This window comes from Scytonema sp. UIC 10036 (genome assembly GCF_009725235.1).
In genome coordinates this window covers 1-18,735 of record NZ_WJFC01000072.1, presented here as the reverse complement: position 1 = coordinate 18,735, position 18,735 = coordinate 1, and the positions used below count along the sequence as shown (strand labels likewise).

The following is an 18,735-nucleotide window of genomic DNA, read 5'->3' as shown; positions in this document are numbered from 1 at the left end:
TTCATCTACGTATTAATCTACAGCCTTGAGATAAGGAGCATTCCACAACACCGTTTCATAGGATAAACTGGAGACCTCAACATTTTGAATGCGATTGCGAACAGCAGCCATAACAAGAGGATTAACTAAATAAATATAAGGTACGTATTCTTGAGCAATTTGCTGAGTTTCACCATAGATAGCTTTGCGTTTTGCCTCATCCAATTCTCGCGCACCTTGCACGTAAAGACGACCTATTTTTTCTTCCCAATCAGTCACTTCCCGGTCGGTAATTGGAGTTTGTCCGGGTAGGGGTTTTTGATTAAAGGGATGGAATGAACCATCAGGAGACCACATATTAAAACCGTTATGAGGCTCAATTCCTCCTGTACTTCCTCCCAACCAACATTCCCAATCAAGACTATTAGAAAGCTTTTCCCCAACCGTACCAAAGTCAAGTTGTTGGTAGTCAACTTGAATACCAATTTTAGCTAAATCTGTTTTAATCTGAGATCCTAATGCTTCTACAAGCCGACTACCAGTTTGAGATATCATTGTGAAACGAATACGATTTCCCTCAGCATCAAACAGTTGGTTATTTTTATATTTAAACCCTGCTCCTAACAGTAATTCCTTGGATTTTTCAGGATTGTAATCATAAACCTTCAGCCCCTCCTTGGGAGAAAGATAGTAAGGGCTTTGTGCGAAAATTGGAGAATTGAGTATATCTCCTACTCCTCGTAATGTATTGCTATTCATTGTTTTTCGGTCAATAGCATATGCTACTGCCTGTCGAAAAGCAGCTGTATTGAACCATCGGGATTTAATTGGATCTACAAGTGGTTTTCCATTTCTCTTACCTTTATTCTGATTAAAAGTTACAAAAAGACTGCTGGAATCAGAACCACCGTTATAGATCCTGAAATCGCCTCGCTTTTCTTCCCGCTTCAACAAAGCAAAGGTTGAAGGTCCAACGGCTATTGTATCCAATCCTCCAGAACGAAATTGAATGATAGCTGTATCTGTAGATTCCACAATTTGCCAAACAACACGCTCAATGTAAGGTAATTGATTCTCTTCAGCATCTTTGCGCCAATAGTAGGGATTGCGACGGAATACCAAACGCTCACTCGGAGAGTAACTTTCAATAACGTAAGGACCGTTAGAGACAATTTCTTTTGGGTTAGTATCCATTCCCCAAGTCGTTAAAAACTTTGGCTTACCTGATGAATCGTTTGTTTTTACCGACTCTGCTAGTTTATGTTTGGGTAAGATTGCTGCTCCTGTACTGCGGAAGAAAGGCGCAAAAGGTTCTGGTGTGGTAAATTCTACTCGACGAGCGTCAAGTTTTTGTACTTTAGGGAAAAGACCTTTTTCCCCTATTTTCAAACTTTCTTGGGGATAAGCAGGAATTTTTGGGTTAAAGTAAACGTCATTATAAGAAAATACAACATCATCAACTGTTAAAGGATGGCCATCTGACCATTTCAGCCCTTCTTTCAGTGTAAAAACAATTCGGAGTTTGTCTTCAGACATTTCCCATTTTTCAGCCAATGCCGGCTCAATTTTCCCAGATTTATCTTCTGTAATTAATCCTTCGTTAATAAAAGGTATAAGGTTGGGAAATTCAGCAATGAGCGCATAGTTGTAGGTTTTAGGATCGGAACCAGTGCGGGCAACAATTTGAGTAACTTGTGCTGCTTTAGTTTTAAATTGACTGGGATTGCAGCCGTTGAGGGCTAGTACTACCAAAAGACTCAGTAGAGTCAACAATATCCATCCACGTTGGAAAATTTTTGTCAAATTTTTGAATTTCATTTTTTTACTTAATTAGCAGTATCTTTTGTCACTTGTAATTCATGAATATTCCAAAGAGAACCACCTAAAGCTGAATATTTTATACCTTTTATGCGATCGCGAACCGCTGACATAGAAAGCGGATTTATCAAATAAATAAATGGTAAGTTCTCTTGTGTGATTCGTTGAGTTTCTGCATAAATCGCTTTCCGTTTATTTTCATCTAACTCCTGCGCTCCTTTAATATAGAGACGATGAATTTCCTTTTCCCAATCCGATATTTCCCGTCCAACGATTGGAGTCGTTCCTGCTTTGGCTGGTTGATTGAAACGATGGGAACTCCCATTGACAGCCCAGATATTTGCTCCTTCATTCGGTTCAATACTACCAGTAAAACCTAAGAGATAACATTCCCATTCAATGGTATTGTTTAGCTTTTCTATTAGAGTATTAAAAGCTAGGGGCGCAAAATCTACTTGTATGCCGATTTTACTTAAATCTTGCTTAATTTGAGAACCCATCGCTTCCCGAATTTTATTTCCTGAATTGGTAATCATAGTAAAGCGAACACGGTTACCATCAGCATCAAGTAGTTGATTGTTTTGATTGTATTTAAATCCTGCTTTTAAAAGTAATTGTTGTGCTTTTTTGGGGTTATAGTTATAAACTTTTAAACCGTCTTTCGCTGTAATATAGTAAGGACTTTGTACCGAAATTGGTGAATTTTGCAATTCGCCTAAACCCTGAAAAATATTTTGGTTCATTGTCTCGCGATCGATGGCGTAAGCGACGGCTTGTCTAAACTCTAATTGATTAAACCAACGAGACTTGATTGGGTTTACAAGTGGTTTGCCATTTCTTTGACCTTTATTAAGATTAAAAGCTATAAAACTTGTGCCAAGCGTTGGTCCGCCGTTGTAAATAGTGTATTTTCCCCGTTTTTCACCACGTTTAAGCAAGGCAAAATATTCTGGAGAAATTCCCAAAGCATCTAATCCACCAGAACGAAACTGAAGTAAGGATGTATCAGTCGATTCGACAATTTTCCAGATAAAACGTTGAATATATGGCATGGGATTGCCTTGGTCATCTTTGCGCCAATAGTAAGGATTGCGCTCAAATATTATGCGTTCGCTAGTTGCATAATTAACCATCCGATAGGGACCATTACAAATAATTTTTGCTGGATGAGTATCTGTTCCCCATTTTGCCAAAAATTGTGGTCTTCCTTCTGAATCTTTAGTTATTATGGATTCACGGAGTGCATGGGCTGGTAAAATTGCAACTGCTGCATTTCTAAGAAAAGGCGCAAAGGGTTCTGGTAATGTAAATTCTACTTGGCGATCGCTAAGTTTTTGTACCTTTGGAAAAGTATCGTTTTCGCCAATTTTCACTACGTCTTTAATTGAAGTTGGAATTTCTTTGTTAAAGTAAATCTCATTGTAGCTAAAAACCACATCATCAGCAGTCAGCGGTTGACCATCTGACCACTTGAGATTATTTCGCAAAGTAAACACTATTCGTTGCTTGTCAGGGGAAATGTCCCAAGACTCTGCTAAGGCTGGTTCAACTTCTCCTGTAATACCGTTTTCTGCGACTAACCCTTCGTAGATGTACGTGAAAACATTGGGAGCTTCACTATTGAGAGCATAATTAAAGGTTTTTGGATCGCTTAAGGTACTGACTACTATTTGAGGTACTGCTGCTTGAGTTTTAAAATTTGCTGGATTGCAAGATGCGATCGCTATGGTACTTAACAGTGCTACCAGAATCATTAACCGCTTACGTAAAATAACAGGAAACATAAATTTATCTTTTATAAATATTAAAGTCTTATAAAAACGCTCTTTAGTTTCATTAGTGTGACTGTTGAAGCTAAGATTAGCTTGTTTCAGCTGACTAACATATAACTGAGCAAATTGTGAAGTTTTATCCCGTTCAGCTTCATTAATTTGAAGGTCTAACTTATTAAGAAAATCTTGATTTTATTTTTCTTCTAAATCTATTGTTGTTAAAGACAGTTCTTAATTCCCACCAAGTTATAGATTGTTTATTGCTATCAATCATTAATTTCTCTCCTAGTTAATTGGTGTTTTCAATTGGTATTATGAACTTCTTCAGTGTAACGTACTCTGTATATTACGATTTGTTAAGACTGGAGGCGGAGCCTCTAATCAGGCATTCCCAGGCTGAGCCTGGGAACGAGGGACGGGGGACTCCTAATCCCGTGTGAGCAAAACTACAGCGTAAGCACAAATCCCTTCTTCTCTCCCTACGGGACCTAATTTTTCGTTGGTTGTTGCTTTAACACCGACTTGAGTGGGTTCGATTTGCAAAACACTTGCTATTTTTGAGCGCATTTTTTCAATGTGTGGTTTTAATTTCGGGCGTTCTGCTACAACTACTGAATCAATGTTGCTGACAAGCCAACCGCGATCGCAAATCAGTTGATTCACTTGAGTGAGTAGTACCAAACTATCTGCTCCCGCCCATTGGGGATCGGTGGGCGGAAAATAATGTCCAATATCTCCTAAAGAAAGCGCCCCTAGCATGGCGTCCATAATCGCGTGTGTTAGAACATCCGCATCACTATGTCCTAACAAACCCAGGGAATGGGGAATATTAACTCCGCCCAAAATGAGGGGGCGATCGCTCACCAATCGGTGAATATCGTAACCATTACCAATACGAATGTTCATCATTTGTTAGTTGTTAGTTGTTAGTTGTTAGTTGTTATTGGGGATTGGGTAAGAGTTATTCCCCCATGTCCCCATGTCTTCCATGTCCCCCATGTCTTCCATGTCCCCCATGTCCCTGCCTTTCATCTCTTCCCAATTTTTGAGCAAATCGGGACGGCGCTGACGGGTTCGGGAAATTTGTTGTTCGTACCGCCACTTGGCAATGGCGGCGTGATTGCCTGAGAGAAGGACTTCGGGAACTTTCCATCCGCGAAAGGAGGCGGGGCGAGTATACTGGGGATAGTCCAATAAACCCTCTTCAAAACTTTCTGCTTTCAAAGATTCTGCTTTGCCAACGGTTCCAGGTAACAGACGTATGACACCGTTAATTAAAACCATTGCTGGCAGTTCACCGCCTGTGAGAATAAAATCGCCTAAGGATACTTCACGGTCAACCAGATGCAGTACTCGCTCATCAACTCCTTCATAATGCCCGCAAATGATGACCAACTGGTTGTAGTTTGTAGCGAGTTCTCGCAACAGAGGTTGATTTATGGTTTGACCTTGAGGACTCATCAAGATAACTTCTCTTCTGGGTAAAGTCGGTAGCGACTCTACGGCAGTAAAGATAGGTTCTGGCTTCATCAGCATCCCGACACCGCCCCCGTAGGGTTCATCATCGACTTTCCGGTGTTTATCGGTAGTAAAGTCTCTTGGGTTAACTAGATTGACTTGGGCAATCTGTTTTGCGAGGGCTTTACCTATCAACCCGGAAGTGAGAACCGAAGTGAAACAGTCAGGAAATAGCGTAACTATATCAAAGCGCACAGTATTTCGTATTGGAGGACACTATTCTAAAGTTGGGATATCTGTACTACATAGAGGTTGATGTTTTGTATTACACATACAAGCAACATCAAGAGTATCTAAAAGTACTGGAAAACTAACAGTTTCCGTGGCAATACAAGTTTTTCTAACTACTTAATTTATGTTTAAATATTGTCACATCTACATTTAAATTATTTAACTAACCGAGTTGACAACTTCCAGGATGCATCAAGCCCGTCTCAGAAAAAAGTGTCTCATGACCTACTTTTCCCCCTTTATCAGGGGTGCAGGAGGGTGTTGGAATGGGAATGCGGGGGTAAGGAAAGCGGTTGTTTTTCTCCATGAACAAATCCAATGGTTTCAAACCCAAGCGAATGGGGTACAGGTGGTGCTTAAATCACTTATTATCCCCTACACTCTCTCACTTTCATACGCCAACACTCATCAGGTGAAAAATCAGGTGCTGACTTCTTCGGAACGGCGACACTATAAAACTGAGTCATGTTGTGCATAAAGCACTGTCCTCTTTAGGAGGCGAGGCGCAAAATCATAAAGGCGAACGACCTTAATTCACCTGAAGTTGTTGACAGGAGAAACACAATGCCGCAACTTAAAGCTAAATCGCTGGAAATGAGGACACCCCAAGCAACAAAAACCGCCGTTCTGGTCATCGGAGGCGCAGAAGACAAAGTTCATGGACGTGAAATTTTACGGACTTTTGTCAGCCGTTCTGGTGCTAGTAACGCCTATATTACAATTATTCCCTCGGCTTCTCGCGAGCCGAACATTATTGGTGGCAGGTATATCCGTATTTTTGAAGAAATGGGTGCTCAGAAGGTCGAAATTTTAGACATTCGGGAAAGGGAACAGTGTGAAGACCCTTACATCCAAGCATCCTTAGAAGCCTGTTCCGGGGTATTTCTCACAGGAGGTGACCAATTGCGCCTCTGTGGTGTGTTGGCAGATACGCCAGCGATGGATATTATCCGGCAACGGGTCAGATCCGGACAACTTACCTTAGCAGGAACTAGTGCAGGGGCTGCTGTCATGGGTCATCATATGATAGCAGGAGGTGGTAGCGGCGAATCCCCAAATCGTTCTCTTGTTGATATGGCGACTGGCTTGGGTTTTATCCCAGAAGTGATTGTGGATCAACACTTCCACAATCGCAATCGTATGGTACGCCTGATGAGCGCTATTGCGGCCCATCCCGATCGCCTGGGCATTGGTATCGATGAAGACACTTGTGCCATGTTTGAACGAGATGGTTGGCTGCAAGTTTTGGGTAAAGGAAGCGTGACGGTTGTCGATCCCACAGAAGTGACTCACACAAACGAACCCCATGTCGGGGCAACCGATCCTTTGAATTTACACAACCTTCGTCTGCACCTTCTCAGTCATGGCGATCGCTATCACCTTTACCAGCGTACCGTTTTACCTGCGGTTTACCGCATCTCCAGCTGACGGAAAACAGTAGCTGGGGTTACACTGGGTTGACCGCTCCTTGCCAAATTTTGACCAAAAAATCGAAGATAATACGATGTAAGTAGAAAAAACTGTTTACCATGAACAGTTAAGCGGTCAATTCCAGTAAGAAACTAGTATTTTGGTTCCGAATCTCCATCTACCTATTTCCCATGAGAATCCTCAAGATCCAGACCTTACGCGGCCCCAACTATTGGAGCATTCGACGCCACAAGTTAATTGTCATGCGCCTCGATTTAGAAAACCTTGCCGAGACGCCAACAAACGAAATTCCTGGCTTTTATGAAGGACTAGTTGAGGCTTTGCCAAGTCTGGAAGGTCACTTTTGTTCTCCGGGCTGTCGTGGTGGTTTCTTAATGCGCGTGCGAGAAGGCACCATGATGGGTCATGTTGTGGAACACGTAGCCCTAGAACTGCAAGATTTGGCTGGAATGAACACGGGCTTTGGGCGTACCCGTGAAACGACGTCCGCACCCGGAGTTTACCAGGTGGTGTTCGAGTATCTAAATGAGGAAGCAGGACGCTATGCTGGCAGGGCAGCAGTACGGCTGTGCCAAAGCATTGTCGATAGGGGACGTTATCCAAAAGCTGAACTAGAGCAAGACATACAAGACCTGAAAGACTTATGGCGTGATGCAGCACTAGGACCCTCTACAGAAGCGCTGATTGTAGAAGCTGAAAAAAGGGGTATTCCTTGGATGCAACTTGGCGCACGCTTTTTGATTCAGCTGGGCTACGGCGTGAATCAAAAGCGGATACAGGCAACAATGACAGATAACACTGGCATACTCGGAGTAGAACTCGCCTGCGACAAAGAAGCAACCAAACGTATTCTTGGTAATTCAGGAGTTCCCGTTCCTCGCGGTACTGTCATTAACTTCTTAGACGATCTGGAAGAAGCCATACAATACGTTGGCGGCTATCCCATTGTCATCAAACCTTTAGATGGCAACCACGGACGCGGTATTAGCATTAACATTACTTCTTGGGAAGAAGCAGAAGCAGCATATGATTCTGCCAGACAAATTTCCCGCTCGATCATCGTCGAACGATATTACGTTGGACGGGATCATCGCGTCTTGGTGGTCAATGGCAAAGTCGTCGCAGTAGCAGAACGCGTTCCCGCTCACGTAGTTGGTGATGGCAGAGCTACCATTTTTGAATTGATTGAGGAAACCAACAAAGATCCCAATCGCGGTGACGGGCATGATAACGTCCTCACCAAAATTGAACTCGACCGTACCAGCTATCAGTTGCTGGAAAAACAAGGTTATACCCTAAACACTGTCTTGCCTAAAGGTACAATTTGTTATCTCAAGGCAACAGCAAACTTAAGTACAGGGGGAATTGCTGTAGACCGTACCGACGAAATCCATCCAGAAAACGTCTGGCTGGCACAGAGGGTAGTGAAAATTATCGGTTTAGATGTTGCGGGAATTGATATTGTGACACAAGATATCAGCCGTCCCTTGCGAGAAGTGGATGGGGTGATTGTGGAAGTTAACGCCGCGCCCGGTTTCCGGATGCACGTTGCTCCCAGTGAGGGTATCCCCCGCAATGTCGCAGGAGCAGTTATGGATATGCTGTTCCCGAACGACAAATCAAGCCGCATCCCTATTTTGTCAGTAACGGGTACCAATGGCAAAACCACAACCACCCGTTTGTTAGCACATATTTTTAAACAAACTGGTAAAGTCATTGGTTATACCACTACAGACGGAACTTATATCGGGGATTATTTAGTAGAAGCAGGGGACAATACCGGACCTCAAAGCGCCCAACTGATTCTGAGCGACCCCACTGTGGAAGTGGCAGTGCTGGAAACAGCTCGTGGCGGTATTCTTAGGTCTGGGATCGCTTATGAAGCGGCAAATGTGGGCATTGTATTAAATGTTGCGGCGGATCACCTGGGAATAGGTGATATAGATACACTAGACCAGTTGGCGCATCTTAAGAGTATAGTTGCCGAAGCCGTGTACCCCGACGGTTACAGCGTACTCAACGCCGACGATCCACGAGTCGCTGAAATGGCAGAGAGAACGAAAGCTAATGTTGCTTTCTTTACCATGAACCCGGATTCGGAGTTGGTTAAGAAACACATTCAAAAGGGAGGTGTTGCCGCCGTTTACGAAAATGGCTATATTTCTATTTTGAAGGGTGATTGGACGCACCGAATTGAACGGGCGGAAAATATACCCCTGACAATGGGCGGACGTGCGCCGTTTATGATAGCCAATGCTCTAGCAGCAACCCTGGGAGCATTTGTGCAAAATGTTTCCATAGAACAAATTCGTGCGGGCTTGAATTCTTTCCGCGCTTCGGTTAGTCAAACACCGGGACGAATGAATTTATTTAATTTGGGGAATTACCACGCTTTGGTAGACTATGCCCACAACCCTGCGTCTTACGAGGCATTAGGCGCTTTTGTTCGTAACTGGACGAGTGGCTCGCGCATTGGCGTTGTTGGGGGACCGGGCGATCGACGCGATGAAGACTTTGTGACGTTAGGCAAACTCGCAGCAGAAATCTTCGACTACATGATTGTCAAAGAAGATGATGACACTCGGGGACGCCAACGGGGTTCGGCTGCCGATTTAATTGTTCGCGGCATTAAAGAATTTAACCCCGATTGTAAGTACGAAGTTATTCTGAGCGAAACAGAAGCGATTAATAAAGCGTTAGATACTGCTCCTGACAACAGTTTGGTCATTATTCTACCAGAAAGCGTCAGTCGTGCTATCCGGTTAATTAGAGCACGTGGAGTTGTCAAAGAGGAGTTAGCCCAACAAAATAACAATTCTTCTACCGTAGACTCTCAGGTCGGTGTACCGTCTTCGGTCGTTAATACACGTCTGTAGTTAATTGTCAAGTGTCATTTGTCCTTTGTCAAGTGTCATTTGTCCTCTGTTAAATAGTTTTCACTCATGACCAATGACTAATGACTAATGACCAATGACAATTGACTACTGTTTTTCTTGGTCGCGATCGCTATCCTCACTCGGCTTGTTCAGTTCTTCCTTAAAACCTCGAAGAGTCTTTCCCAGTGCGCTTCCCAACTCAGGAATTTTTTTCGGTCCGAAAATGACAATAGCAACCAGACCAATAATTGCGATTTCTGGCCATCCCAATCCAAACATAAGCCTCTCCTTTTGTTGCCACTTTCATTATAGGTATAATTGAGGACGGGCGAGGACGCCCATTCTACAACTTTTCAAACGTTCTCTTACATTTATTTCATAAAATCTGTAGGAATACTATGGAGGAGCTAATAGAATTTGCTCGCATTAGCTTTTTGACCACAAAATTTAAGTTAGATATATATTTAATTATCAGAATTTTTACTGAATAACTTTAGCGATCGCTAATGCAATAAAGAGTACTTGAACTGATTATGCCCGTGAACTTTATCGTCGTGGTGAAGCATTGTTAAACTAAGTTTAATAGCAAAGAAACTATGCAGGTTCCCCAATTATGCTTAATCAAGCGCCAGTAATAGATACTGTTCCTACCGATACCTGGGTTGAAGCAGCCTGGGAAGATTTCCTTACCTTTGCAGATGACCCCACCTTGGAACGTGCTAAATTTTACTATGATAACGGTTACATGAGGATTGAGATGTCACCACTAGGTCCTGCACATGGTTATGATAATTCAATTGTTTCAACTGTTATTGTCTTGTATGCAGCTATTAAAAATATTCCCATTAAGGAGCTAACAAATACTAGTTTCCGAAAAGCTAGAGTTAGTGGTTCTCAGCCTGATATTGCTTTTTATATTGGCACAAATTTACAACTTCCTCCCCGAAATAATTCCCCAATAAATCTCAATGAGTTAACTCCACCTACATTGGTTGTTGAGATTGCCGCTTCTTCCCTAGAAGACGATACTGAGCGCAAACAAAAACTCTACCAACGCCTCGGAGTTCAAGAGTATTGGGTAGTTGATGTCAATAATGGTAAGGTGATTGCAAATTTATTGTCGCCAACACAAAGCACTCCCATTCGCGAATCACAAGTACTTCTAGGATTGGAAATTGCCTTGGTTGAAGAAGCTCTGAAGCGATCTCTAACTGAAGATGATGGGGCTATTACTCGTTGGTTAATAGCTAAGCTTAATTAAATTTTTAATGATAGCCTCACGCACTCGTAGCAAAGACACAAAAGCTTTCTTAGCGGGGTATTGACCCGAATAATTTGCCAGATCCTTCGTGAAACAGACGTACAGTAATGTCTAAAAGTTTTTACTTGTCAAATACAAAGTTTTTTTCGTTACATAGGTTGGTTTTTTCTCGCCAACTTATTGACTAAATATCAAAATTTATACTACAGCGTTACAACGGTAAGTGCATAGTAAACTACTGAAAAACCCATCCTCTCTTTTCTTGCAAAAACTTGTACTTCAATTTCTTCACTAACAATTTTGTTAATATTCAACTTAATAGCTGCCTATAATTATGCTATTTCTAAAAAAAACCGACTGATTGCATGGCAATAGCAGTCGGTAACTAGCTTTCTTTTTCAGGCGGAGGAAGTAAAATAATGTAAATAGTTTAGGGCTGTGTTTTACAATTGCCGTAATTCTAATGACTTTATTTAAAAATTTTCTCTCAAAAAATATTGATGTTAAAAATGATACATTAAATTTTTATACCGATCGCATTTTAATACATCCCCGAACACTGTAAGCATAAATTTTCAATCCTAACAAAGTCGATAGGCAAAATCCCACTTGCTTATAAGGCTGCTTTTAGCGTCACAATAGTCAAGGTATTTGTTTAAAATCTTCATTCAACTCTATGACCCATCAGGAAAGTAATGCAAAAGAAACTCCAACGTCATCGCGAGTATGGCGGGGTTTGCAGGAAAATATAACTCTCGTTGCGATCGCCTTATGCTTGGCAATTCTCATCCGGACCTTTATTGCAGAACCGCGCTACATTCCCTCAGATTCTATGGTACCGACCTTGTATAGAGGCGATCGCTTGGTTGTGGAGAAGATTTCCTACTTTTTTCATCCCCCTGAATTGGGCAATATCATAGTTTTTCAGCCACCAGAAGAATTACAACGTCGGGGTTATCCTAAAGACCAAGCTTTCATTAAGCGCGTGATTGGTACGCCAGGACAGGTAGTTAGCATCACTAGTGGCAAAGTTTATCTCGATGGTAAACCCTTACAGGAGGACTATATCGCCGAACCACCAAATTTACCAATGGAAGGGCGACAAGTTCCAACAAATGAATTTTTTGTTATGGGAGATAATCGTAACGATAGTAACGATTCCCGCTATTGGGGGTTTTTGCCTAGAAAGAACATTATAGGTCGAGCAGTGTTTCGCTTTTGGCCTCTTGACCGCATAGGGTTTATTTAAATTGGTTAGTGGTTAGTTGTTGGTTGTTGGTTGTTAGTTGTTCAAGTATCTTTTACCACTAACCACTAACCACTAACCACTAACCACTAACCACTAACCATTAACCACTAACCACTAACCAAACCTCAAATAATACATTAACTGGGCGATCGCCGAGCCTGGTAAATTTAGCCTTTGTTGAAAATCAGCTAAATTACGGAAAAGCCCTGCTGATAAGCGATTTTCTACGATGGCTTGCGCGAGAGATAAATCAATAAAAGGTACTTTTGTCAGTGTTTCAACAGTTGCTACGTTTGGGTTAACGACGTGACTCGGTAGGGCTAAAGCTTCCTCGTCATAATAACTAAAATTAAGAAGGGGTCTGAGCGGTTCAAGTCTCTGTACAGGTATACTTATAGCAGCTGCAATATCTTCAACACAATAAAATTTCACGTCACCACGGGAGAGTTCCACAAGCAATCTCGCTTGATGAATGGAAAATCCTGGCAAACGCAGCCAATCGTCTACAGTTGCTTGATTGGCATCAATACGGATACCCAGTTCCACTGCGATCGCAATTTCTTCTCCCGATTGCAGTCGGTGGTAAGGGTTGTTCATCAGTTGAGCGCGGAGTTTTTGCAGCCTTGGATTCCAAGATAGCCAATTTTGCATAGCTTTTTCTCGTTTTACATTTGGTCGAGTAACTGACGGCGCTTTTGCTCAAATTCATACTCAGAAACTAGCCCCTCCTGACGCAAACTTTCTAATTCTCGCAAAGCGTCTGCGATCGCTCCTACTCGATCAGGGACATACTGTGAACTTTTGATAGCTGATTTCCCCATATTAAAATGACGGTCAAAAGTTTCTTCATCTTGAGCTAAGTACCAAACTCCTTCTATGGCGCAAGCCACTTTGGGAATAGGTGTCCAAGAGAGCAGTACGTACAACAGACCCCAAAGCGGTTGTCCTAAATAAAACTTGTGCAATCCTGAAATTGTCAACGTACCAGACAAAGCTAGTATTGCGGCGATACTTTTGTTCTTGCGCTGATTAAACATAGTTTTTATCGTCATTTGTCAATAGTCATTTGTCATTTGTCATTGGTAAATGTTTTGGAGATATTTATATTTTGTAACATAGTTTTGTTGATTCCTACCTACCTACATTTTTTGCATGACTGTTTGTGCTGCCAAAAACACAATCTGTAAACATTGCTCGGTTTATTACACTTTCTCCAATTAAGTAAATTTTATAACATTAATATCCGCAAAATTATACGGAAATTTAAGACTTCTTGCGCTAACTTTAAAGATTATGTTAGGCATGACGGGTTTATTACCTAGTGTGAGTCATTACATGATATAAAAATTGGTTACATTAGACCAAAATTGCAAGTGTTATTGAATTGGTACTAACTGTAAGTAGCTAGGCGTAAATCAACCGAATTATATTAAAAAATGTAACTATGTCTAAAATCCTTACCAATGACAACTGGCAAATGACAAATTACAAATGGCAAATGGCAAATGACTATAGCAATCCTATTTGAGATCCAAACAAGGGAGACAAGGAAGACAAGGAGGACAAGGAAGACAAGGAAGAGGTGTTTGTAAATCATTTAGGACTGCTATATTGACAAATGACTTAATTTTTGAAAGGCTGATACATCAATGTCACAGACATTACTACCTACAGAATGGCTAAAACAACTGTCAGATCCTTATGCCGTACTGGGAATTTCTGTGACAGCGACTGAACATCAGATTGTCAAACGCTATCATTCTCTAGCCAAGCAGCTAAATTATGAATGTTTTTTAAGAAGCCATGAACCAGATAAGGGATTAGCAACATCTGTATTTACCTACTTGATTGAGCCAGCTTATAAATTATTAAAACGCCCAAGCGCTCGAAACGAGGTAATAGCAAAACTGCGTTTAGACGCAATCTTTTTGCAGTTATTGAAAGATTCGTCTTTACAAACGGCTTTGGCACAAGAACTCATACAAATGCCCGCAAGTGAAGTAGACATTTTTTACGAGCCTGCGATCGCATCTCTAGCAGAAGCTCAATATAGATCGTTAGTTGCCTCTTATCAAATCACTCAGCAGCTAAAGGAACTTAACTTAGTATATTTTTGCTTGCTTTCACCTAATACACTGGTTCCAGAAAACCCTCTAGATACGACAGAACCGAATAGTGAGTCAGTAGAATTGACGTTATATGAAGAGAAAACAGTTGTAAATAATTATGCTCAACGGCACTACCAACGTGGAATTCATTACGTTAAACAAGCTAATTGGAAATCAGCCGTACAAGAATTGCGAGATGCCATCAAGCTAGAGCCAAATAATAGCGATTATTTAGCTTTACTGGGGTTTGTCCATCTCAAACAAAACCTGACAGGAATGGCAAAAGTGTATTTACGTCAAGCATTAAAACTTAACCCAAAACAACCACTTGCCTTAAAATATGCTTCAAGGATGAAGGATAAAGTATGAGGTACACGACAAATTTTTTTATCCTTTATCCTTCATACTTCATACTTTTAGGTCAAGTGTTGAAATTGCGGTAAAAAACCGTACTCAGACCGAAGGTCATTTTCCAAATGATTTCCCTAGATTAGAATAAAACTAAGATCGCAAGTACAAAAGCTACTGAGTGACACTACTTAGTGGAGTGTGGATAAGATGGGATTTTTTGACTCAGAAATAGTTCAGCAAGAAGCGAAACAGTTGTTTGATGATTATCAAGCACTGATTAAGTTGGGTAGCAGCTACGGCAAGTTCGATCGTGAAGGCAAGAAACTGTTTATTGAACAGATGGAAGCCATGATGGATCGCTATCGCGTTTTTATGAAGCGCTTTGAGCTATCAGAAGATTTTATGGCACAAATGACTGTAGAGCAACTCAAGACACAACTAGGTCAGTTTGGCATCACGCCTCAACAAATGTTCGATCAAATGCACCTGACGCTACAACGCATGAAAGCCGAACTGGAAAAGCAATCTTAGTTAGTGGTTGGTGGTTAGTGGTTGGGGGTTCGATCCAACTAACAACTGACAACTAACCACTAACAACTAACCACTAACCACTAACATTTACCCTAATTGACTTTCGGGCGACGGAACTGAGAAGGTGACTTAAAGTTCTCAACAGGTACGCCTTTGAGGGCTTTTGTCATAAAATCACGCCAGATAGGAGCAACCATAACACCACCTGTAGCACCATGAGCTAGAGTTCTGTTATCGTCCCTACCCACCCAAACTGCGGTTGTTAATTGGGGTACAGTACCGACAAACCATATGTCTTTTTCAGAGGATGTTGTTCCTGTCTTACCTGCAGCAGGACGAGCTATAGCAGCGTTTTTACCAGTACCGCTTGTAATGACCGCTCGCATCACATCAACAGTGGCTGCAGACGCCCAAGGGTCAAGGACAAGCTGTGGTTTGGGAGTATTGTCGAGCAACACATTACCACTACTGTCTGTAACACGGGCGATAACTGTTGTAGGAGATTGCCAACCGTAATTAGCAAAAGTGGCATAGGCGCTTGCCATTTCCAATGGTGTTACACCAATAGCACCCAAAGGTAAAGAAGTTACAGGTTCCATCGGACTCATAATGCCCAAAGTGCGACAAGTCTCAACAACTCTATTCATTCCTACTGATTTACCAAGCTTAATGACAGGAATGTTGCGAGACATAGCGAGGGCGGTACGGATTGACATTGCCCCTGCGTAGCCACCATCGTAGTTACGTGGATGATACCAACCGCTACCATCTCGATAACTGACTGGAGAATCGACTACTGTTGAGTCTGGACCGTACTTACCAGTTGCAAAAGCGGTATAGTAAACAAACGGCTTAAATGAGGAGCCCGGTTGCCTCAGTGCTTGCGTCGCTCGGTTGAATTCGCTGGTTTTTGGATCGACACCGCCTACAAGCGCTTTAACAAAATGAGTCCGGGGGTCAACTGCAGCGAGAGCAATTTGGTTTCTATATAACCCTTGACCCGACAATCTTTCATGCCAGCGTCTCACAGTTGCTTCTGCCATTCGTTGGAAATTGGCATCTATAGTGGTTTGAATCCGCATACCGCCTTTGATTAAGGCTTCGCGACCAAATTTCCTAGCTATTTCTTGTGCCACGGCATTGGTGACGTATGGCAAAGCACTACCCTGGAACGATCTGATTTTGCCCAGTTTTATTGGCTGTTTTAGGGCATCGTCGTATTCTTTCTGCGTAATCCAGCCTAAGGTAAGCATCCGCCCCAAAACTTCCTTCTGCTGGTATTTAGCCTTGGTCATGCTGACAAAGGGGCTGTACTCTTCTGGCGCTTGAATCAAACCCGCTATCATGGCTGACTCAGCCAAGTTTAAACTTTCGGCTGACTTGTTGAAATAACTGCGAGCCGCTGTTTGTATCCCATAGTTGTTATGTCCCCAGTAGACTTGATTGAGGTACATCTCCAAAATTTGGTCTTTGGGAAGAATTTGTTCCAAGCGAATTGCCAAGACGCCTTCTGCTATCTTTCGGGTAAAAGCACGCTTGCGGGACAAAAACAGGTTTTTTACCAATTGCATGGTAATGGTGGAACCACCTTCGCGTACTCCACCTGCACTCCAGTTAGTTACTAAAGCACGCCCAACGCCTTTCGGGTTGATACCGTGGTGATAGTAGAAGTCGCTATCTTCACTCGCTAAAACGGCTCTCTTGAGTTCTGGAGAAATTCTATCTAAAGGCACAACTTCGCGGTTGGCTTCCCCGTGAATGCTAGCCAAGAGTTTGCCTTTAATATCATAAATATAAGTAGTTTCCGAAGGGAAAAAGTTGCGTAATTGTCTGACATCGGGCAAATTACGGAAACTTACGGCTAAACCAACCAGTCCTCCAGCTACAATGGAGCTGGTAAGCATCGTGATGGATAGTAGAGTACCGCCAGCTACCTGACCTACTCCTTTAAGAAACTCAAAGCCTGAAGAACTCTGTTGTTGAGAGTGTTTATTATCAAAAGTTCTGGACGACACGGCGATTTCACTTCCTCACTTTAATATATAAGTGTAATTTCTTTGATTAAGCAAAGCAGTTAATTTTTTGCAATTATATTAGTTTGTTAGTTTGGCACAAGAAAATAAGATAGAAATAAATTGCTAGTGACCACAACCAACCCTACTTTGATAGTGCAAAGCGTAGTTAACAGTCAATCCCCTAGTATGATGCAAGATTTCTCTTGGTTACATCGTGGTGTTGCGGAAATTTTTCCTCAACCTACTGATTCTGCCACTGAAATCGAAAGTTTAGAAAAACGATTAGCGACAACTGAGCGACCTCTAAGGGTCAAATATGGAATTGACCCTACCGGTGCCGAGATTCATCTCGGTCATAGCATACCAATGCGAAAACTGCGAGCTTTTCAAGATGCGGGTCATACTGCTGTTCTTCTCATAGGCGATTTTACAGCTCGCATTGGCGATCCTACGGGTAAGTCCGAAATGCGCCGCCAGCTTACAGAGGAAGATGTGAAGAACAACGCCCAGACTTACCTGGAGCAAGTACGACCCATCTTAGATTTTGATACTCCGGGCAGACTGGAAATACGTTACAACTCCGAATGGCTCTCCAAGCTGGATTTAGGGAAAATTTTAGAGCTACTCTCCACTATGACGGTAGGGCAGATGCTGGCAAAAGAAGGATTTGCCGAACGTTATAAAAAAGAGAATCCAATTTTTCTTCATGAGTTCCTCTACCCGCTAATGCAGGGTTACGATTCTGTTGCTTTGGAGGCAGATGTAGAACTGGGAGGGACTGACCAAAAGTTTAATATTGCTGTTGGGCGAGATTTACAACGCCATTTCGGTCAAAAACCCCAATATGGAGTTCTGTTACCTATTTTAATTGGTACAGATGGCGTACAGAAAATGTCTAAGTCTCTGGGGAATTATGTGGGTTTATTAGAACACCCTACTCAAAAGTATCAAAAACTACAACAGGTTCCTGACCATCTGCTAGAAGAATATTTTACACTGCTGACAAACTTATCAATAGACAAGCTGCCAGAAAGCCCACGCGATCGCCAAAAATTATTGGCGCAAGAAATCGTGAAACAATATCATGGCGAGCAAGCTGTTAAGGATATTGAAGCAGGAGATATGCCAGAATTTTCGCTGGCACAAGTTCAGTTTCCAGCAAAATTGGCTTTTATCTTGAATACCAGTGGCTTGTGCAAAAGTACTGGGGAAGGCAAGCGGAAAATTTCTGAAGGTGGAGTGCGGTTGGATGGCGATCGCATATCCGATGCCGATGCCAGTATCAGCAACCCTACTGAATTACACGGGCGTGTTTTACAACTTGGGAAAAATAAGTTTGTTCGATTGATACCGTAATGGTTAGTAGATAGTTGTTAGTGGTTAGTTGTTAGTAGATAGTGGTTAGTAGTTTTTCCACCAACCACCAACAACTAACCACCAACCACCAACAACTAACCACCAACCACCAACAACTAACCACCAACCACCAACAACTAACCACCAACCACCAACAACTAACCACCAACCACCAACAACTAACCACCAACCACCAACAACTAACCACCAACCACCAACAACTAACCACCAACCACCAA

General features: G+C 42.2%; 16 protein-coding genes. 7 read left to right on the top strand and 9 right to left on the bottom strand.

Translation table 11 applies throughout. The features are described from left to right. Window positions 1-12 precede the first annotated feature (12 nt). The 4 genes from F7734_RS29250 to trmD all read right to left on the bottom strand — a co-directional run bounded on the left by F7734_RS29250 (window position 13) and on the right by trmD (window position 5,282). Window positions 13-1,797, bottom strand: a complete 1,785-nt coding sequence (locus F7734_RS29250; protein WP_155748090.1) for an ABC transporter substrate-binding protein — start codon at window positions 1,795-1,797, stop codon at window positions 13-15. Between the two features lie 8 nt (window positions 1,798-1,805). Then, window positions 1,806-3,581 carry an ABC transporter substrate-binding protein gene (locus F7734_RS29245; protein WP_155748089.1) on the bottom strand — a complete coding sequence of 592 codons (1,776 nt, stop codon included), beginning with the start codon at window positions 3,579-3,581 and terminating at the stop codon, window positions 1,806-1,808. Window positions 3,582-3,995: 414 nt separating this feature from the next. Then, window positions 3,996-4,475: a 2-C-methyl-D-erythritol 2,4-cyclodiphosphate synthase gene (gene ispF, locus F7734_RS29240; RefSeq protein WP_155748111.1), complete on the bottom strand. Its 480-nt coding sequence runs from the start codon at window positions 4,473-4,475 to the stop codon at window positions 3,996-3,998. A 27-nt stretch (window positions 4,476-4,502) separates the two neighbouring features. Continuing rightward, entirely contained in the window at window positions 4,503-5,282 is a 780-nt protein-coding gene (trmD, locus tag F7734_RS29235; RefSeq protein ID WP_347566305.1) for a tRNA (guanosine(37)-N1)-methyltransferase TrmD, read from the bottom strand. A 600-nt stretch (window positions 5,283-5,882) separates the two neighbouring features. On the opposite strand from trmD, the gene F7734_RS29230 reads away from it, so the two are divergent. Then, window positions 5,883-6,746, top strand: coding sequence for a cyanophycinase (locus F7734_RS29230; RefSeq protein ID WP_155748088.1), 864 nt, complete (start codon window positions 5,883-5,885; stop codon window positions 6,744-6,746). Between the two features lie 173 nt (window positions 6,747-6,919). Further along, window positions 6,920-9,625, top strand: coding sequence for a cyanophycin synthetase (gene cphA / locus F7734_RS29225; RefSeq protein ID WP_155748087.1), 2,706 nt, complete (start codon window positions 6,920-6,922; stop codon window positions 9,623-9,625). A gap of 105 nt (window positions 9,626-9,730) precedes the next feature. On the opposite strand, the gene F7734_RS29220 is transcribed toward cphA, so the two are convergent. Next, entirely contained in the window at window positions 9,731-9,904 is a 174-nt protein-coding gene (locus F7734_RS29220; protein ID WP_155748086.1) for a twin-arginine translocase TatA/TatE family subunit, read from the bottom strand. Window positions 9,905-10,238: 334 nt separating this feature from the next. On the opposite strand from F7734_RS29220, the gene F7734_RS29215 reads away from it, so the two are divergent. Both F7734_RS29215 and lepB read left to right on the top strand, forming a co-directional pair. After that, the gene (locus F7734_RS29215; RefSeq protein ID WP_155748085.1) at window positions 10,239-10,886 is read left to right on the top strand and encodes a Uma2 family endonuclease; all 648 of its coding nucleotides are present in this window, start codon (window positions 10,239-10,241) and stop codon (window positions 10,884-10,886) included. Between the two features lie 676 nt (window positions 10,887-11,562). Then, the gene (gene lepB, locus F7734_RS29210) at window positions 11,563-12,135 is read left to right on the top strand and encodes a signal peptidase I (RefSeq protein ID WP_155748084.1); all 573 of its coding nucleotides are present in this window, start codon (window positions 11,563-11,565) and stop codon (window positions 12,133-12,135) included. A 114-nt stretch (window positions 12,136-12,249) separates the two neighbouring features. Here the strand turns inward: lepB and F7734_RS29205 are convergent, their stop codons facing one another. After that, window positions 12,250-12,786 carry a ComEA family DNA-binding protein gene (locus F7734_RS29205; protein WP_155748083.1) on the bottom strand — a complete coding sequence of 179 codons (537 nt, stop codon included), beginning with the start codon at window positions 12,784-12,786 and terminating at the stop codon, window positions 12,250-12,252. A 14-nt stretch (window positions 12,787-12,800) separates the two neighbouring features. Continuing rightward, window positions 12,801-13,172 (bottom strand): NINE protein, encoded by a 372-nt coding sequence (locus F7734_RS29200; protein WP_155748110.1) that lies wholly within the window; start codon window positions 13,170-13,172, stop codon window positions 12,801-12,803. Between the two features lie 612 nt (window positions 13,173-13,784). On the opposite strand from F7734_RS29200, the gene F7734_RS29195 reads away from it, so the two are divergent. Together F7734_RS29195 and F7734_RS29190 are read left to right on the top strand one after the other, a co-directional pair. Next, window positions 13,785-14,612 (top strand): molecular chaperone DnaJ, encoded by an 828-nt coding sequence (locus tag F7734_RS29195; RefSeq protein WP_155748082.1) that lies wholly within the window; start codon window positions 13,785-13,787, stop codon window positions 14,610-14,612. Between the two features lie 189 nt (window positions 14,613-14,801). Beyond that, a complete protein-coding gene (locus tag F7734_RS29190; RefSeq protein WP_155748081.1) occupies window positions 14,802-15,125 on the top strand; it encodes a DUF1825 family protein in 324 nt (107 codons plus the stop codon). 92 nt (window positions 15,126-15,217) lie between these two features. On the opposite strand, the gene F7734_RS29185 is transcribed toward F7734_RS29190, so the two are convergent. After that, window positions 15,218-17,140 carry a transglycosylase domain-containing protein gene (locus F7734_RS29185; RefSeq protein ID WP_166482228.1) on the bottom strand — a complete coding sequence of 641 codons (1,923 nt, stop codon included), beginning with the start codon at window positions 17,138-17,140 and terminating at the stop codon, window positions 15,218-15,220. A 186-nt stretch (window positions 17,141-17,326) separates the two neighbouring features. On the opposite strand from F7734_RS29185, the gene tyrS reads away from it, so the two are divergent. Continuing rightward, complete coding sequence (tyrS, locus tag F7734_RS29180; protein ID WP_155748109.1) at window positions 17,327-18,496, top strand: tyrosine--tRNA ligase; 1,170 nt, start codon at window positions 17,327-17,329, stop codon at window positions 18,494-18,496. A 45-nt stretch (window positions 18,497-18,541) separates the two neighbouring features. Here the strand turns inward: tyrS and F7734_RS60895 are convergent. Beyond that, window positions 18,542-18,735, bottom strand: a 194-nt coding sequence (locus F7734_RS60895) for a hypothetical protein (RefSeq protein WP_207714242.1), incomplete at its 5' end; no start/stop codon positions are given.

Bases quoted from the DNA above. Each gene is read 5' to 3' on its own strand.
- F7734_RS29250 (WP_155748090.1), bottom strand. From the start codon at position 1,797: ATGAAATTCAAAAATTTGACAAAAATTTTCCAACGTGGATGGATATTG.
- F7734_RS29245 (WP_155748089.1), bottom strand. From the start codon at position 3,581: ATGTTTCCTGTTATTTTACGTAAGCGGTTAATGATTCTGGTAGCACTG.
- ispF (WP_155748111.1), bottom strand. From the start codon at position 4,475: ATGAACATTCGTATTGGTAATGGTTACGATATTCACCGATTGGTGAGC.
- F7734_RS29230 (WP_155748088.1), top strand. From the start codon at position 5,883: ATGCCGCAACTTAAAGCTAAATCGCTGGAAATGAGGACACCCCAAGCA.
- cphA (WP_155748087.1), top strand. From the start codon at position 6,920: ATGAGAATCCTCAAGATCCAGACCTTACGCGGCCCCAACTATTGGAGC.
- F7734_RS29220 (WP_155748086.1), bottom strand. From the start codon at position 9,904: ATGTTTGGATTGGGATGGCCAGAAATCGCAATTATTGGTCTGGTTGCT.
- F7734_RS29215 (WP_155748085.1), top strand. From the start codon at position 10,239: ATGCTTAATCAAGCGCCAGTAATAGATACTGTTCCTACCGATACCTGG.
- lepB (WP_155748084.1), top strand. From the start codon at position 11,563: ATGACCCATCAGGAAAGTAATGCAAAAGAAACTCCAACGTCATCGCGA.
- F7734_RS29205 (WP_155748083.1), bottom strand. From the start codon at position 12,786: ATGCAAAATTGGCTATCTTGGAATCCAAGGCTGCAAAAACTCCGCGCT.
- F7734_RS29200 (WP_155748110.1), bottom strand. From the start codon at position 13,172: ATGTTTAATCAGCGCAAGAACAAAAGTATCGCCGCAATACTAGCTTTG.
- F7734_RS29195 (WP_155748082.1), top strand. From the start codon at position 13,785: ATGTCACAGACATTACTACCTACAGAATGGCTAAAACAACTGTCAGAT.
- F7734_RS29190 (WP_155748081.1), top strand. From the start codon at position 14,802: ATGGGATTTTTTGACTCAGAAATAGTTCAGCAAGAAGCGAAACAGTTG.
- tyrS (WP_155748109.1), top strand. From the start codon at position 17,327: ATGATGCAAGATTTCTCTTGGTTACATCGTGGTGTTGCGGAAATTTTT.